Origin of the sequence: Enterobacter sp. UCD-UG_FMILLET, from assembly GCF_000762975.1 — a bacterium.
GTDB classification, from domain to species: Bacteria; Pseudomonadota; Gammaproteobacteria; order Enterobacterales; family Enterobacteriaceae; genus Enterobacter; species Enterobacter dykesii.
The window spans coordinates 426,132-442,334 of the sequence record NZ_JRJC01000006.1; the positions used below are offsets into that span (position 1 = coordinate 426,132).

Genomic DNA, 16,203 nt, shown 5'->3' on the forward strand with positions numbered 1-16,203 from the left:
TCCCGAATATCAGTTTACCCAGGATAAGAGATTAAATTATGAGCAACATTATTAAGCAACTTGAACAAGAGCAGATGAAGCAGGACGTACCTTCCTTCCGTCCAGGTGACACCGTGGAAGTGAAAGTATGGGTTGTTGAAGGTTCCAAAAAACGTCTGCAGGCATTCGAGGGCGTGGTTATCGCTATTCGTAACCGCGGTCTGCACTCTGCATTCACTGTTCGTAAAATTTCCAACGGCGAAGGCGTTGAGCGTGTCTTCCAGACTCACTCTCCGGTAGTTGACAGCATTGCTGTTAAACGTCGTGGTGCTGTACGTAAAGCTAAACTGTACTACCTGCGTGAGCGTACTGGTAAGTCTGCTCGTATTAAAGAGCGTCTGAACTAAGATTCGCTTAAGCGACATCCTGTTAGAAAGGGCTGGCCGAAAGGCTGGCCCTTTTTTTATCCCTGCGCACCTCTCGCGTTAACCCTTTTGTCATAAATCATTTACAATGCTTGCCTCTTGAATGGAGGGGAAGTGGATAACGTACTGCATCAGCCTGACCGGAAACGCGCAGCGGCATTGACCGCGCTGTTTGCGATCCTGCTGATCGTGGTGGCGCCGCTGATCTCCGTCTCATTGCAGAAAGATCCCATGAGCGCGATGCCGGGCATGCATCATGATATGAGCATGATGTCGATGGACGAGCATCAGGGCGATATGCCGCATACGATGCCTGTCGATCATGCGGAAGCTTGCGGCTACTGCGTGCTGTTAGCGCATGTCCCTGGCGTGATGCTGGCGCTGATCGTCCTGCTCAGCGTGATGCTGCAGAGGCTTCGCGTTAAGCCGCCGCGCCAGGCGGTCAGCCACTGGCACTTTTTCCCCTGGCTTTACCCTGATACCCGCGCGCCGCCGCGGCAGTCTGCTTTTTCCCTTTAAAAAATAAATCGATAACTTACTGCCTTAAAAAGGAAAAGTATGACTACCTGCACTCCGCGCGCGGCATGGGGAAACCTGCTGCGTCGCCTCCATTTCTACGTCGGGCTTTTTGTTGGTCCGTTTATCTTCTTTGCCGCGCTGACCGGTACGCTATATGTGGCGACTCCACAGCTGGAGAATGCGCTCTACCGGCACGCGCTCCACACGAATTCCGTAGGCGAGCTGCAGCCGCTGGCGGAGCAAATCGCCGTGGCGGAAAAAACCGTTGGCTCAGATTTGCATTTGCACGCCGTGCGTCCGGGGCTGGCTGAAGGCGAAACTACCCGCGTGATGTTTGCTGACCCGACGCTTGGGCCATCGGAGAACCGGGCTATTTTTATCGATCCGGTGAGCCTGGCGGTGCTGGGAGATATGACGGTATACGGCACCAGCGGGATTTTACCGCTGCGTCAGACCATTGATTATCTGCATACCTCTCTGATGCTGGGCGACGTGGGTCGACTCTACAGCGAGCTTGCCGCCTCCTGGATGTGGGTCGCCGCGCTGGGCGGTATTGCCCTGTGGTTTTATACCCGGCCCAAACGGCGGATCAATAATCGCTTCCAGAATCGTCGTCGCATGCACGTGACGCTGGGCTGGAGTCTGCTGGGCGGAATGCTGTTGTTCTCAGCAACCGGCCTGACCTGGTCTCAATGGGCAGGCGGGAACGTTGATAAGCTGCGGGCAGAGATGAACTGGCTTACCCCGCAGGTGAACACGACGCTTTCCGGCCAACAGGAGATCGTGGATGAGCACGCCGAACACCGTGGCCATCACGGCGGCATGATGATGCCGGAAATGGCGATGGATCTGACGCAGTTTGACGGAGTATTAAGTGCGGCCCGTAAAGCAGGAATTGATGCCAACAGGCTGGAGATCCGCCCGGCAAAAACGGCAGATCGCGCCTGGACCGTGACGGAAATCGATCGCAGCTGGCCGACTCAGGTGGACGCCGTTGCGGTTGATCCCACTACGATGCAGATCCTGGACAGAACCCGATTCGAGGATTTCCCGTTAATGGCAAAACTGACTCGCTGGGGCGTGGATTTCCATATGGGGATCTTATTCGGCCTGGCAAATCAGCTGCTGCTGGTGGCGTTCGGCCTCGCTCTGTGCGTGCTCATCATCTGGGGATATCGGATGTGGTGGATGCGTCGTCCGGCGCAATCTGCTGTAAATCCGGTGCAGACGCTTTGTCAGAGCTGGCTGGCGCTGTCAGGGTGGGGAAGAGGGGTTACGGTGGTAATCAGCGTACTGCTGGGGCTGGCCTTGCCGGTCATGGGCGTGAGTCTGGCGCTGTTTGTTCTGGTGGACTGGCTGCGCTGGCGAGCGGCAACCCGGGTGACGCTCGCCGAATCATCCGCTAAATAACCCTATGGCGTGCTGATCACCACTGCAACGCGGCGGTTTTCAGCGCGCCCTTGCGGGGTACTGTTGCTCGCAACCGGGTATTTTTGACCTAACCCCCGCGTGGTGAGATTGCTGCGCGGGATATTTGCCCCCTTCGCCCAGGCATCGGCCACGGCATTGGCGCGTTTTAACGACAGCGCTTCGTTGTAGCGTTCTTCACCGTAATTATCCGTGTGACCGTCCATCCGCGCGTGGTTCAGGCCGGTTTCCGCCAGACGAGAGGCCATGGACTGGATCTGCGTTTCACTTTCCGGGCGCAGCCTGGCGTCATTTTTATCAAACAGGATGGTGTCCGACATGCCAAGTGACCAGTCACCGTTCAGCTCGTTAAAACCGTAAGACTTCATCGCCGTAATTTGCTCAGGAGTGAATTTACCTTCCGGCGGCGACTGGCAGCCTGCCAGAACCAGTGAGGCCAGTACTATCGGCGCGAAGTAACGTTTTAACATAGTGTATCCTTTCTAACTTATTGTTTTCGTACGCTGGTTTTTCACCTGGTACATGTTGCGGTCAGCCCTCTCCAGTAATGCTTCCACAGAAGCATTTTCCCACGCCAGAGCAAAGCCAATGCTGAGTGACATCGATGCTTTTTGTCCGTTATGAAGATCAAACGGACGGATAAACTGCTGCGAAAGCGCAGCACAAATGTGTTGAACCTCAAGCTCAGAGTGAACGCCGTAGAGCACCATGGCAAATTCATCACCGCCAAGGCGGTATGCCTGATGACGTTTATCGCCAAACTCCATCATTCTGCTGGCGACTTCTATCAGCACGCAGTCTCCTGCCGCGTGTCCCCAGGTGTCGTTAATAAACTTAAAATTATCACCGTCGAGGAAGAGCAGGGCCGAGTTTGTTTTGGCAGAAGGGTCATTCATTAAGGCCGAAATGCTGTTACGAAATGCCGCGCGGTTGGCAAGACCGGTAAGCGGGTCGTGCATGGCGGTACGCAACAGCTGGGCATTTTTGGCCTGAAGTTTCAGTTGCCACTCTTCCATTTCATCCAGAAGGCTGTTGAAGTCCTCGCCAAACTGGTGAAACTCTTCGATACGGCCGTCTTTCACCCGCCGGGAGAAGTTGCGGTTCGTGCGTACGTCATGCACGACGTCGGTAATGTTCTGCAGGGCCGTGACCATCCCGTGATGCAAAGACTGGGTAATGATGAGCGCGACCACGGCGGCAAAGAGAATGCAGCCGGTCAGTACGGCAAACGACATCCAGATGAAATGGCCGATCAGGCTGTCACGCGCGGTAAGGCGAATTTCGCCGATCGTTGCGCCGTTATGCATGATGGGCTGCGCAACCGGTACGGGGAAAAGCCAGCGGCTGACCAGTGCACCCAGCGTGTCGTTGTTGTCCTCCGGGTTCCAGGACCAGTAGGCAAACCGCTTTTTATGCGCGTTAATGACCTCGGCCACGGCAAACTGCCCCTGTTTGCCCAGCGCAGCCAGCGTTTCGTTGGCCGCCAGCGAGTCGTTGAACACCAGCGAGGCTTCCAGGCTGTGGCTCATTGTTGCGCCGGTTAATTCGAGATTCTTTTGCGCGTATTGTTTTAACGTCACGACGGAAGCAAAACAGAGCAGCAGCCATATTAACGTCATCGTGATGATGACGCTTATCATGCTGTTTCGCCTCAACGTTCTTTTAAACGTCGGACGTGGCGTTGAAGTGAAATCTTTATCCATGCTGCTTATTCCGTGCCAGCATTAATACATCCGGATTGACTCTTACGCCACTGCGCGTCAATGCGTCCAGATTGACGGCGAACCGTACCTGGCCGCGATCGATTATCAGGCAAAAGGCACTGCCAATTACACATTCCGGATTTTGCTCTGAGATTAATAGCAACGCTCTGCCCTGATATTGGCTTATTAATTCAAGTTGTTTTGCCGGTGATTCAGACCCGAAATAGATCGCATCGCACGTCGCGGCCAGGGCTTCCCGATCGTTACGTACAATAACTGGCGTATAAGGTAACTCGCTATGCCCCTCATCGCCGCTGAGAGCGTGCGTATAGTGAGAAGTGGCGTAGATGCAGAGTTTAGGCTGCCCGGAAAGTGACGGCCATCGCGTATAGCTCACAATACCTGAGACAATCGAGCGCACCGATTTATCCGTCTCCGAAAGCGTGCCTGCCGCAGCAGGGCCCACCATAAGGAACAGCATTAACACCAGAGAGAGTCGGAAAAAAGAGATCAAGAATAAATTTCTCACCAGAATCCGCCACATCGCTCCGGAAATAGATGTCTTTAAGAGTTGCGGGCAGAATACCATTGTTTATCAGGGCCGTCATTATGTCAGAAATAGCATGAGGCCGACCTAAGCTAAATCCTACTGTTGTTTATTTTCCGGTGGATGAAATTAGATTAATTCAGTCTGCTGGAGCGCATACTTTCATCCATCCCTTGCTGCCATGACGCACGCAGTTTTGCCGCGTTTTCGGCTGTAGCGCAACTGGCAGGGAAAGATTTGCCGGCTAATCCCCAGGCGTGAATAAACCCTTCTTCGCAGACTTTCTTCTGACCGTCAGCATAGCCGCGAAGATATTCGCTACGATCAACCTGTGTGTCGTTAAAACTATCGGCCAGGGCCTGGTTATCTTTAACCGGCAGGCCATTCATGGCGTCTTCTTTACCTGCATCAAACCAGGATGGGCTGGTCCAGTCGGGCTGGAAGGTGTAAGGATTGATCTGACAGCCCGTTAAAAACAGCGACAACAGCGCGAGAGCAATTGAACGCATAGCCATTCTCCTTTTTTCTTCAGCATAGCCTGGCTAAAGAAAATCTGTGTGTAATTTAAAGTTTACGTTTTTATCGGCTGATTTTTGCATTAAATTGGCTAATGTAAAGTAATGTGTACGTGTTTTGGATTGAAATGTTTACTTTTTATGGTATCGTGGTTTCACCTCATTGAGGAATACAACTATCGCAAACGAGCTTTACAGGATCGCCATCATGCAAAAAGACGCGCTGAACAACGTACATATCACTGACGAACAGGTGTTAATCACTCCGGATCAACTGAAAGCGGAATTTCCGCTGAGCGTCGCGCAGGAGGCTCAGATCGAGCACTCTCGCCAGACCATTTCTGACATTATCGCCGGCCGCGATCCGCGCCTGCTGGTGGTATGCGGTCCTTGCTCCATTCACGATCCTGAAACCGCCATTGAGTACGCTCGTCGATTTAAAACATTAGCGGAGGAGGTCAGCGATAGCCTCTATCTGGTGATGCGCGTCTATTTTGAGAAGCCACGTACTACCGTCGGCTGGAAAGGATTGATTAACGATCCGCACATGGATGGCTCGTTTGACGTGGAAGCAGGCCTGAAGATTGCGCGTGGCCTGCTGGTGGAGCTGGTCAGCATGGGGCTGCCGCTGGCAACCGAAGCGCTGGACCCTAACAGCCCGCAGTACCTGGGCGATCTGTTCAGCTGGTCGGCGATTGGCGCGCGTACCACAGAATCGCAAACCCACCGCGAGATGGCGTCTGGCCTGTCAATGCCGGTTGGCTTTAAAAACGGTACCGATGGCAGCCTGGCGACGGCGATCAACGCCATGCGCGCTGCTGCGATGCCGCACCGTTTCGTCGGTATCAACCAGGCGGGTCAGGTCTGCCTCCTGCAAACGCAGGGCAACCCGGACGGTCACGTGATCCTGCGCGGCGGGAAAGCACCTAACTACAGCCCGGCGGACGTGGCACAGTGTGAAAAAGAGATGGAGCAGGCGGGACTGCGCCCGGCACTGATGGTAGATTGCAGTCATGGTAATTCGAATAAAGATTACCGTCGCCAGCCTGCGGTTGCGGAATCCGTGGTCGCACAGATCAAAGATGGCAACCGTTCGATTATCGGTCTGATGATTGAGAGCAATATTCATGAAGGCAATCAGTCATCTGAACAACCGCGTAGCGCAATGAAGCACGGCGTCTCCGTGACGGATGCTTGCATCAACTGGGAAACCACCGATGCGCTGCTGCGTGAGATCCACAAAGATTTGAACGGCCAGCTGGCGACGCGTCTGGCTTAAGAGGTTAGTTATGGTTGCTGAATTGACCGCACTGCGCGATCAAATTGATGAAGTGGATAAGGCGCTGCTGGACCTGCTGGCGCGCCGCATGGCGCTGGTAGCCGAAGTCGGTGAGGTGAAAAGCAAATACGGCCTGCCGATTTACGTCCCGGAGCGCGAAGCCTCAATGCTGGCCTCTCGTCGCAAAGAGGCCCAGGCGCTGGGCGTTTCGCCTGATTTAATTGAAGATGTTCTGCGTCGCGTGATGCGGGAATCCTATTCCAGCGAAAACGACAAGGGCTTTAAAACCCTCTGCCCGTCCCTGCGGCCGGTGGTGATTGTCGGCGGGGCTGGGCAAATGGGGCGTCTGTTTGAAAAAATGCTGACGCTTTCTGGATATCAGGTGCGCATTCTGGAAAAAGAGGACTGGGCGCATGCTCCGGAACTCATGAAAGATGCCGGGATGGTTATCGTCAGCGTACCGATCCACGTGACGGAGCAGATCGTCGGGAAGCTTCCTCCTTTACCGAAAGATTGCATCCTGGTGGATCTGGCCTCCGTCAAAAATGGTCCGCTGCAGGCGATGCTGGCTGCGCATACGGGCCCGGTGCTGGGTCTGCACCCGATGTTTGGCCCGGACAGCGGCAGCCTGGCTAAGCAGGTGGTGGTTTACTGCGACGGTCGTCAGCCGGAAGCCTATCAGTGGTTCCTGGAACAGATTCAGGTATGGGGCGCGCGACTGCACCGCATTAGCGCGGTTGAGCACGATCAGAACATGGCGTTTATTCAGGCGTTGCGCCACTTTGCGACGTTTGCCTACGGTCTGCATCTGGCAGAAGAGAACGTGCAGCTTGAACAGCTTCTGGCGCTCTCTTCACCTATCTATCGTCTGGAGCTGGCGATGGTCGGGCGCCTGTTTGCTCAGGATCCGCAGCTTTATGCGGACATTATTATGTCCTCCGAGAACAACCTGGCGCTCATCAAGCGCTACTATCAGCGCTTTGGCGAAGCCATTACGCTGCTGGAGCGCGGAGACAAGCAGGCGTTTATCGACAGCTTCCGCAAGGTCGAGCACTGGTTTGGTGATTACGCGCAGCGTTTCCAGAGTGAGAGCCGGACGCTGTTGCGCCAGGCAAATGACAGTCGCCAGTAATGCGATGATGTATATACTGAAAGCCAGCAATGCTGGCTTTTTTTATTTTGGGGAACTGTCATGGCCGAACCGCAGCTGCTGTTGAATTACACCGGGCATTTGCCTGAATGCCCGACGTGGAGCGCAGAAGAGCACGCGCTCTACTGGGCCGATATTCTGGAAGGGGAGATCCACCGCTACCATCTGCCGACGGCAGAACACACCATACTCTCTTTCCATGAGGAGGTGGGCTGTTTCGCGCTGCGCGAGCGCGGCGGGTTTATCGTCGCCATGCGTAATGGCATCTGGCTTGCCGATAAGCATGGCCTCCTGCAGCGCAAGGTGTGCGATAACCCCTCTAACCCACAGCTCGCACGCTTTAACGACGGCGGCACCGATTCTCTGGGACGATTCTACGCGGGCACGTTTTGGGGGCCGGGAGATTACAACGGTGCCCTGTTGATGCGCATCGACAACGACCTGACGCCGAAAGTGATCCAGTGCGATATTCACGGTCATAACGGCTTAGCGTTTAGCCCGGATAATCAATGGATGTTTACTTCAGATACGCCAAATGGCGTTATTTACCGAACGCCGCTTGATGAGCAGGGCGAACCCGGCAGGCGCGAGGTGTTTCGTCAGTTTAAAGAGGGCGAAGGGATACCGGACGGCGCGGCGATGGATGTGGAAGGCTGCTACTGGAGCGCGCTGTTTGATGGCTGGCGTATTGCGCGTTTTTCTCCGCAAGGGGAACAGCTGGAAGAATATCGCATGCCGGTACGTTGCCCGACGATGGTCTGTTTTGGCGGCGATGACATGAAAACGCTGTTTATTACCACCACGCGGGAAAATATGGATGCGGACGAGGTGGCGAAGTATCCGCTCTCCGGCGGCATCTTCACCCTGCCCGTGAACGTGGCAGGGATGAAGAAAAGCCGCTTTATCGAACGTTAGGTCGGATCGACCGGGACGACGTTTTCGCTCGGATAGCAGCCCAGCACCTTCATGGAGCGCGTGATCTCGCCCAGTTCGCGCAGGGCCTTCTGCATGGAAGCAGACTCCAGGTTGGCCTGGATATCGAGGTAGAACATCTCTTCCCACGGGTTACCATGGATTGGGCGTGATTCCAGCCTGGTCATGATCAGGTTGTGGTTACGCAGCACCAGCAGGGCTTCAACCAGCGCCCCAGCCTGTTGGCCGGTTGCCATCAGCAGCGTGGTTTTGGCCGGCACCTGGTCTGATACATTGATTGCCTTGCGGGCCAGCACCACGAAGCGGGTGATATTTTGCGTCTGGTTCGCCAGGTTGCGTTCCAGCACCTGCAAACCATACAGCGCCCCGCCCGCTTCGCTGCCGAGCGCGGCGACGGTTGGGGAGTTAGCCTGCGCCACTTTTTCCATCGCCGCCGAGGTGCTTTCGGTGTACTCAATTTTCCAGCTCGGATAGCGGTTCAGGAACTGGCTGCACTGCTGGAACGGCTGTGGATGACTGTAAACCGTTTCGATCTTGCTCAGGTCGGTTGATCCGGAGACCAGCACGCAGTGATCGATTGGGATCGTCAGCTCGCCAACCAGCGACAGGCTGGTGTGTTGCAGCAAATCGTAAACGTCGTTGATGGCGCCGGAGCTGGTGTTTTCAATCGGCACCACGGCGTAATCCGCCTGGCCGGTCTCAACCTGATTAAATATGTCGGCAAACTTCGCGCAGCCGCTCTCAATAAATTCTTCGAAATGGCGTGCGGCATACTGACGTGCGGCCAGGTGAGAATAAGATCCTTTCGGACCGAGGAAGGCGATACGCGCAGAGTGTGGATTGGTTTTATTCAGATGCTGCTGGAGTAACGCTTGCTGGGTGAGAACGGAGTCTTCAATGATGAGCTGGAACAACCGGGTGATGTAGTGGGCATCGAGGTGATGCGCTTTGCCGAGCTGAATAAGACGTTCCAGCAGATCCCGCTCGCGGTCAATATCACGGACCGGACGATGGGAATCCAGCTTGGCTTTGCCCACTTCAACGGCAAGCGCGCGGCGTTCGGCCAGCAGCGCCAGCAGTTTCTCATCCAGCGCGCTGATTTTTACTCGCAGATCCAGTAACGGGTTTTCCGGTGTCATAGTGTTGCCTGTCTCATTTTATCGTTATCAATAAAAAAGGCCCCCCGGTGTGGGAGGCCTTGTTGTTCGTCTTCGCATTCTTTATCACACGACGAAACGCCTCCCGTTCAGGGGAAGGTAAAAAAGAATGCGAAGAAGAACGGCGTAAGTTTCATAAAGTCATCCTGTGATTGATACCGTTAAAGTACCCGTACTGTTTTCACCCTGTCAATAAAAAACAAAAAACGCGCCCGAAGGCGCGTTGGCGGTACACTCAATTTAAAGGATTACTCTTCTTCAACTTCTTCCGCGAAGCTGGCGTCTTTCACCGACGTCGTGGCGCGACGGGCTTCACCTTTGTGTTGCACTTTATTGAGCTGCCGTTCCAGCTTGTTGATCAAATCGTTAATTGCGGTGTACATATCCTCGTGTTTTGCGCTGGCGACCAGATGGCCGTTTGGAGTATTGATAGTTGCGTCAGCGATGAAACCCTGCGGCTCCTTGGACAGGATGATATGTGGATTAATCAAATGAGTTTGCCATTTATCCAGTTTGGCGAGACGGTCTGAGACGTGTTGGCGGATTGCCGGAGTAATTTCCATTTGTTTACTGGTAATGTTCATTGTCATAAATTTTACCTCTTGTCTTTCCGTCTTGGTGATTCCAGCATACCCGACCTAATGTCAAAATGTGTGATTTAGATCACGTTATTTTGTCGGTTTTTGTCAGGGAATCTTTTTTGTGAGGCAGGGCAGGAAGAGGTGAGATTTACCTTGTCGAAGGAAAAAATTGGGGCCATAGTTGACTGGATGTGTTGGGGCTTAAGCGCTTCAGCGACGCGCTAAAATGAATAAAAAAACGGCAGCCTTTGGGCTGCCGTTTTGTATTGAGGCAAGATCAGGTGTTGCTGCTGTTCGCGGCGATGATTTTCGCCACTTTTTCAGCCTGAGCGGTCATCTGCATCTGACGATAGGCATTTTCCATCAGCTTCAGGCCGTCGCGCGTTGCCTGAGTATCCGGGTAATCACGCAGCATACCTTCTACGCGGTTAACCACAGCAACCCATGCACCACGGCGGGTATAGTATTCCGCTACGGAGTATTCATATTTTGCCAGACGATCTTTCAGGAATACCAGACGTTTGGTCGCGTCGGTCACGTACTGACTGTTCGGATAGCCGCGCACAAGCTTGGAGAAGTCATTGAAGGCATCACGAGCATGCTGCGGGTCACGGTCGGAACGATCCACGCCGAAGAAGCCCTGCAGCGCACTGTCGTCCAGCGCCATATTGGTGAGGCCGCGCATGTACATCACGTAGTCGATGTTAGGATGAGTCGGGTTCAGACGCATGAAACGATCGATGGTTGCCTGAGCCAGAGGCAGATCGGCATTTTTATAGTATGCGTAGATGAGATCTAACTGTACCTGCTGCGAATACGGACCAAATGGATAGCGATTATCCAACGCTTCCAGTTGCGTTATCGCCTGTTTCCAGTTACCGTCCTGCAACTTTTGTTGTGCAGTCGCATAGATTTCATTCGGCGGATTGTCAGGGACCTGTTCATTTGAACCGGAGCAGCCCACCAAAGCCAGGCTCAACGTGGCCGCTGCCACCAGATATTTCATGCGCGTCATGACGTTTTGACTTTCCTCAAATGTTTGTCCGGGAGAAACTCTGTTCCTGCTCCCGATTAAGACCAGCTACAATAGCACACTATATTAAACGGCAAAGCCGTAAAACCCAACGTTAAACGAAGAAGCAGTTTATGGCACAACGAGTAGAACTCACCGCAACAGTCTCCGAAAATCAGCTCGGTCAACGCTTAGATCAGGCTTTGGCCGAATTGTTCCCTGATTATTCGCGTTCACGCATAAAAGAATGGATCCTTGACCAGCGCGTGCTGGTAAACGGCAAGATCTGGGACAAACCAAAAGAGAAAGTGTTAGGTGGGGAAGCTGTCGCCATCAATGCTGAAATCGAAGAGGAAATCCGCTTCGAGCCGCAGGATATCCCACTGGACATCGTCTATGAAGATGATGACATTCTGGTGATCAACAAGCCGCGCGACCTGGTTGTACATCCGGGCGCGGGGAACCCTGACGGTACGGTGCTTAACGCACTTCTCCATTATTATCCGCCGATCGCGGATGTCCCGCGCGCGGGCATCGTGCACCGTCTGGATAAAGACACCACCGGTTTGATGGTAGTGGCGAAGACCGTTCCTGCTCAAACCCGTCTGGTGGAATCGCTGCAGCTGCGCGAAATCACCCGCGAGTATGAAGCGGTAGCCATTGGGCATATGACCTCTGGCGGAACGGTGGAAGAGCCAATCAGCCGTCACCCAACCAAACGTACCCATATGTCGGTGCATCCGATGGGTAAACCGGCGGTGACGCACTATCGCATTATGGAGCACTTCCGTATTCATACGCGCCTGCGTCTGCGTCTGGAAACCGGACGTACTCACCAGATCCGTGTGCATATGGCCCATATTACCCATCCGCTGGTGGGGGATCAGGTCTACGGCGGTCGTCCGCGTCCGCCTAAAGGCGCATCGGATGAGTTCATCAGCGTATTGCGTAAATTCGATCGTCAGGCGCTGCACGCGACTATGCTGCGTCTTTATCACCCTATCACCGGTATTCAGATGGAGTGGCATGCGCCTATCCCGCAGGATATGGTGGATCTTATCGACGCCATGCGTGCTGATTTCGAAGAACATAAGGATCAAGTGGACTGGTTATGACCAAACTGATTGTCCCGGAGTGGCCATTGCCTGCTGGCGTGTCTGCCTGTAGCTCAACCCGTATTGGCGGTGTTAGCCAGGGCGCGTGGGAGTCTTTGAACCTCGGTGCGCACTGTGGCGACAACCTGGAGCATGTTGAAGAGAACCGCAAACGTCTGTTTGCTGCGGGGAACTTGCCGTCGAAACCGGTCTGGCTGGAACAGGTTCATGGTAACGCGGTACTGAAGTTGACGGGGGAACCCTATGCTTCTAAACGCGCAGATGCCTCTTACAGTAATACTCCGGGAACCGTTTGTGCCGTGATGACCGCCGATTGTCTGCCGGTTCTGTTCTGTAACCGTGCAGGTACCGAGGTGGCAGCAGCACACGCGGGCTGGCGTGGTCTGTGTGAAGGCGTGCTCGAAGAAACTCTCGCCTGCTTTAGCGATGAGCCCGCCAATATTATGGCCTGGCTTGGCCCGGCCATTGGTCCTCGCGCTTTTGAAGTGGGGCCGGAGGTTCGCGAAGCCTTTATGGATAAAGATCCGCAAGCGGTTGAAGCCTTCCTGCCTTCGGGGGATAAATATCTGGCCGATATTTACCAGCTCGCCCGTCAGCGTCTGAATAACGTTGGCGTTACGCAGATCTTCGGCGGCGATCGCTGCACATTCACCGAAAAGGGTGATTTTTTCTCCTATCGTCGCGACAAGACCACGGGGCGTATGGCAAGTTTCATTTGGCTGATATAACCTAAAGAATCAAGACGATCCGGTACGTGCCGTTTTCTTTTCACATAATTCAGGTCATTAACCTTGAATAATTGAGGGATGACCTCATTTAATCTCCAGTAGCAAATTTGACCTGTTATGGGAGGAGTTATGCGTCTGGATCGTCTTACCAATAAATTCCAGCTTGCTCTCGCCGATGCCCAGTCCCTCGCACTGGGGCACGACAACCAGTTTATCGAACCTCTTCATTTAATGAGCGCCTTGCTAAATCAGGAAGGGGGATCGGTACGTCCTTTATTAACGTCCGCTGGCATTAATGCTGGCCAGTTACGCACTGCTATCGATCAGGCGCTGAGCCGTTTACCGCAGGTAGAAGGTACCGGCGGCGACGTTCAGCCGTCGCAGGATCTGGTGCGCGTGCTGAACCTTTGCGACAAGCTGGCGCAAAAACGTGGGGACAACTTTATTTCGTCAGAGCTGTTTGTTCTGGCGGCGCTTGAATCACGCGGTACCTTGACCGACCTGCTGAAATCTGCCGGTGCGACCACCGCCAATGTGACCCAGGCGATTGAGAAAATGCGCGGAGGTGAAAGCGTGAACGATCAGGGAGCCGAAGACCAACGTCAGGCTTTGAAGAAATTTACGGTCGATCTGACCGAGCGTGCTGAACAGGGCAAACTTGACCCGGTTATCGGCCGTGACGAAGAAATCCGGCGTACGATTCAGGTACTGCAGCGTCGTACCAAGAACAACCCGGTGCTGATTGGTGAACCGGGTGTCGGTAAAACCGCCATTGTTGAAGGCCTGGCGCAGCGTATCGTAAACGGCGAAGTGCCGGAAGGCCTGAAAGGTCGCCGCGTACTGGCGCTGGATATGGGCGCGCTGGTGGCCGGTGCGAAATACCGCGGCGAGTTTGAAGAGCGCCTCAAAGGCGTGCTTAACGATCTGGCGAAGCAGGAAGGGAACGTTATCCTGTTCATCGACGAACTGCACACTATGGTCGGTGCGGGTAAAGCGGACGGCGCGATGGATGCCGGGAACATGCTGAAACCTGCGCTGGCGCGCGGTGAACTTCACTGCGTCGGTGCCACCACGCTCGACGAGTACCGTCAGTACATTGAGAAAGATGCTGCGCTGGAACGTCGTTTCCAGAAAGTGTTTGTTGCTGAGCCAAGCGTTGAAGATACCATCGCGATCCTGCGTGGTTTGAAGGAGCGCTATGAACTGCACCACCACGTGCAGATCACTGACCCGGCCATCGTTGCGGCGGCAACGCTTTCGCACCGTTATATTGCTGACCGTCAGCTGCCGGATAAGGCGATCGACCTGATTGATGAAGCGGCGTCGAGCATTCGTATGCAGATTGACTCGAAGCCGGAAGAGCTGGACAGGCTCGACCGACGCATCATTCAGCTCAAGCTGGAACAGCAGGCGCTGAAGAAAGAGTCTGATGAAGCCAGTAAGAAACGCCTGGATATGCTCAATGAAGAACTGGACGATAAAGAGCGCCAGTATTCTGAGCTGGAAGAAGAGTGGAAAGCCGAGAAAGCATCCCTTTCCGGTACGCAGACCATCAAAGCTGAACTCGAACAGGCAAAAATTGCCATTGAGCAGGCTCGCCGTGTCGGCGATCTGGCGCGGATGTCTGAACTGCAGTACGGCAAAATTCCTGAGCTGGAAAAACAGCTTGAGATAGCGACGCAGTCAGAAGGGAAAACGATGCGTCTGTTACGTAATAAAGTGACGGATGCAGAAATCGCGGAAGTGCTTGCTCGCTGGACCGGTATTCCGGTGGCGCGCATGCTGGAAGGCGAGCGTGAAAAACTGCTGCGCATGGAGCAAGATCTCCATAATCGGGTGATTGGCCAGAACGAAGCGGTTGAGGCGGTTTCCAACGCCATTCGCCGTAGCCGTGCAGGGCTGTCCGATCCAAACCGCCCGATTGGTTCGTTCCTATTCCTGGGGCCAACCGGCGTCGGTAAGACTGAGCTGTGTAAAGCGCTGGCTAACTTTATGTTCGACAGCGACGATGCGATGGTGCGTATTGATATGTCCGAGTTTATGGAGAAACACTCCGTTTCGCGTCTGGTCGGTGCGCCTCCGGGATACGTAGGTTATGAAGAAGGTGGTTATCTGACGGAAGCGGTTCGCCGTCGCCCTTATTCCGTCATCCTGCTGGATGAAGTGGAAAAAGCGCACCCGGATGTGTTCAACATCCTGCTTCAGGTGCTGGACGATGGTCGTCTGACAGACGGGCAGGGGAGAACGGTCGACTTCCGTAATACGGTTGTCATCATGACCTCGAACCTGGGTTCCGATCTGATTCAGGAACGTTTCGGTGAACTGGACTATAGCCATATGAAGGATCTGGTGCTCGGTGTCGTCAGCCATAACTTCCGTCCGGAGTTCATCAACCGTATTGATGAAGTGGTGGTGTTCCATCCTCTGGGTGAGAAACACATTGCGTCGATTGCGCAGATCCAGCTGCAGCGTCTTTACAAACGTCTGGAAGAGCGTGGGTATGAAATTCATATCTCCGACGAGGCGCTGAAGCTGCTGAGCGAGAATGGTTACGACCCGGTGTACGGTGCGCGTCCATTGAAACGTGCTATCCAGCAGCAGATCGAAAACCCGCTGGCGCAGCAGATCCTCTCCGGAGAGTTGATTCCAGGCAAAGTTATCCGTCTGGAAGCCCACGACGATCGGATTGTGGCAGTGCAGTAAGTCACAAAACGCAAAAACGAGCCGCTTGCGGCTCGTTTTTGTTTAAAAACCAGGCGAAAATTGAGGTCTGGAGTAAATATTGCCTGGAAATTGAGCGGTCAGTAAATAATTTTCACTTTACCCTTGCGGCTTCGGAATAACTCCCTATAATGCGCCTCCACTGACACGGAACAACGGCACGCACGCCGCCGGGTCAGCAGAGAAAAGCGAAATTAATTACTTGACTCTGAAGCGGGAAAGCGTAATATGCACACCCCGCGCCGCAGCGAAAAGCGAAGCGGCACTGCTCTTTAACAATTTATCAGACAATCTGTGTGGGCACTCAAAGTGACATGGATTCTTAATGTCTTCGGACAATAAATGAATACCAAGTCTCTGAGTGAACATACGTAATTCATTACGAAGTTTAATTCACGAGCATCAAACTTA

17 protein-coding genes and 1 other annotated feature are annotated in these 16,203 nt (G+C 53.9%); of the genes, 9 read left to right on the top strand and 8 right to left on the bottom strand.

Features of this window, described 5'->3' with window-relative positions; genetic code table 11:
- Positions 1 to 38 precede the first annotated feature (38 nt).
- The 3 genes from rplS (at position 39) to LA04_RS02510 (ending at position 2,333) form a co-directional block, all read left to right on the top strand.
- The gene (gene rplS, locus LA04_RS02500; RefSeq protein ID WP_002914145.1) at positions 39 to 386 is read left to right on the top strand and encodes a 50S ribosomal protein L19; all 348 of its coding nucleotides are present in this window, start codon (positions 39 to 41) and stop codon (positions 384 to 386) included.
- Positions 387 to 518: 132 nt separating this feature from the next.
- Positions 519 to 923 (top strand): DUF2946 domain-containing protein, encoded by a 405-nt coding sequence (locus LA04_RS02505; protein WP_047650352.1) that lies wholly within the window; start codon positions 519 to 521, stop codon positions 921 to 923.
- 39 nt (positions 924 to 962) lie between these two features.
- The gene (locus LA04_RS02510; protein WP_047650353.1) at positions 963 to 2,333 is read left to right on the top strand and encodes a PepSY-associated TM helix domain-containing protein; all 1,371 of its coding nucleotides are present in this window, start codon (positions 963 to 965) and stop codon (positions 2,331 to 2,333) included.
- A gap of 2 nt (positions 2,334 to 2,335) precedes the next feature.
- On the opposite strand, the gene LA04_RS02515 is transcribed toward LA04_RS02510, so the two are convergent.
- The 4 genes from LA04_RS02515 to LA04_RS02530 all read right to left on the bottom strand — a co-directional run bounded on the left by LA04_RS02515 (position 2,336) and on the right by LA04_RS02530 (position 5,110).
- Positions 2,336 to 2,821 (bottom strand): OmpA family protein, encoded by a 486-nt coding sequence (locus tag LA04_RS02515; protein WP_047650354.1) that lies wholly within the window; start codon positions 2,819 to 2,821, stop codon positions 2,336 to 2,338.
- A 12-nt stretch (positions 2,822 to 2,833) separates the two neighbouring features.
- On the bottom strand, positions 2,834 to 4,054 hold the full coding sequence (gene dgcN / locus LA04_RS02520) for a diguanylate cyclase DgcN (protein ID WP_047650355.1): 1,221 nt from the start codon (positions 4,052 to 4,054) through the stop codon (positions 2,834 to 2,836).
- Positions 4,047 to 4,598 carry a YfiR family protein gene (locus LA04_RS02525; RefSeq protein WP_200882513.1) on the bottom strand — a complete coding sequence of 184 codons (552 nt, stop codon included), beginning with the start codon at positions 4,596 to 4,598 and terminating at the stop codon, positions 4,047 to 4,049. Before LA04_RS02525 ends, dgcN begins: the two co-directional genes overlap by 8 nt.
- 137 nt (positions 4,599 to 4,735) lie before the next feature.
- The gene (locus LA04_RS02530) at positions 4,736 to 5,110 is read right to left on the bottom strand and encodes a DUF2799 domain-containing protein (protein ID WP_047650356.1); all 375 of its coding nucleotides are present in this window, start codon (positions 5,108 to 5,110) and stop codon (positions 4,736 to 4,738) included.
- Between the two features lie 214 nt (positions 5,111 to 5,324).
- Here LA04_RS02530 and aroF point away from each other — a divergent pair, with 214 nt between their 5' ends.
- Genes aroF through LA04_RS02545 form a run of 3 tightly spaced genes read left to right on the top strand, consistent with a single transcriptional unit; the run spans position 5,325 to position 8,460 of the window.
- Complete coding sequence (gene aroF / locus LA04_RS02535; protein WP_047650357.1) at positions 5,325 to 6,395, top strand: 3-deoxy-7-phosphoheptulonate synthase AroF; 1,071 nt, start codon at positions 5,325 to 5,327, stop codon at positions 6,393 to 6,395.
- Between the two features lie 10 nt (positions 6,396 to 6,405).
- Positions 6,406 to 7,527 carry a bifunctional chorismate mutase/prephenate dehydrogenase gene (tyrA, locus tag LA04_RS02540; RefSeq protein ID WP_047650358.1) on the top strand — a complete coding sequence of 374 codons (1,122 nt, stop codon included), beginning with the start codon at positions 6,406 to 6,408 and terminating at the stop codon, positions 7,525 to 7,527.
- 60 nt (positions 7,528 to 7,587) lie between these two features.
- On the top strand, positions 7,588 to 8,460 hold the full coding sequence (locus LA04_RS02545; protein WP_047650359.1) for an SMP-30/gluconolactonase/LRE family protein: 873 nt from the start codon (positions 7,588 to 7,590) through the stop codon (positions 8,458 to 8,460).
- Here the strand turns inward: LA04_RS02545 and pheA are convergent.
- The 4 genes from pheA to bamD all read right to left on the bottom strand — a co-directional run bounded on the left by pheA (position 8,457) and on the right by bamD (position 11,231).
- Positions 8,457 to 9,617 carry a bifunctional chorismate mutase/prephenate dehydratase gene (gene pheA, locus LA04_RS02550; RefSeq protein WP_047650360.1) on the bottom strand — a complete coding sequence of 387 codons (1,161 nt, stop codon included), beginning with the start codon at positions 9,615 to 9,617 and terminating at the stop codon, positions 8,457 to 8,459. The genes LA04_RS02545 and pheA overlap by 4 nt on opposite strands.
- 30 nt (positions 9,618 to 9,647) lie before the next feature.
- Positions 9,648 to 9,773 (bottom strand) — a sequence feature (Phe leader region).
- Positions 9,725 to 9,772, bottom strand: a complete 48-nt coding sequence (gene pheL, locus LA04_RS24245; protein ID WP_100249759.1) for a pheA operon leader peptide PheL — start codon at positions 9,770 to 9,772, stop codon at positions 9,725 to 9,727. Its footprint overlaps the feature before it by 48 nt.
- Positions 9,774 to 9,883: 110 nt before the next feature.
- Entirely contained in the window at positions 9,884 to 10,225 is a 342-nt protein-coding gene (gene raiA, locus LA04_RS02555; RefSeq protein ID WP_047650361.1) for a ribosome-associated translation inhibitor RaiA, read from the bottom strand.
- A gap of 268 nt (positions 10,226 to 10,493) precedes the next feature.
- Complete coding sequence (gene bamD, locus LA04_RS02560) at positions 10,494 to 11,231, bottom strand: outer membrane protein assembly factor BamD (protein ID WP_023308867.1); 738 nt, start codon at positions 11,229 to 11,231, stop codon at positions 10,494 to 10,496.
- Between the two features lie 131 nt (positions 11,232 to 11,362).
- On the opposite strand from bamD, the gene rluD reads away from it, so the two are divergent.
- The 3 genes from rluD (at position 11,363) to clpB (ending at position 15,774) form a co-directional block, all read left to right on the top strand.
- Positions 11,363 to 12,343 (top strand): 23S rRNA pseudouridine(1911/1915/1917) synthase RluD, encoded by a 981-nt coding sequence (gene rluD / locus LA04_RS02565; protein ID WP_023308866.1) that lies wholly within the window; start codon positions 11,363 to 11,365, stop codon positions 12,341 to 12,343.
- Positions 12,340 to 13,071, top strand: a complete 732-nt coding sequence (gene yfiH / locus LA04_RS02570; RefSeq protein WP_047650362.1) for a purine nucleoside phosphorylase YfiH — start codon at positions 12,340 to 12,342, stop codon at positions 13,069 to 13,071. Before rluD ends, yfiH begins: the two co-directional genes overlap by 4 nt.
- 129 nt (positions 13,072 to 13,200) lie before the next feature.
- Complete coding sequence (clpB, locus tag LA04_RS02575) at positions 13,201 to 15,774, top strand: ATP-dependent chaperone ClpB (RefSeq protein WP_047650363.1); 2,574 nt, start codon at positions 13,201 to 13,203, stop codon at positions 15,772 to 15,774.
- The last annotated feature ends 429 nt before the right edge of the window (positions 15,775 to 16,203 follow it).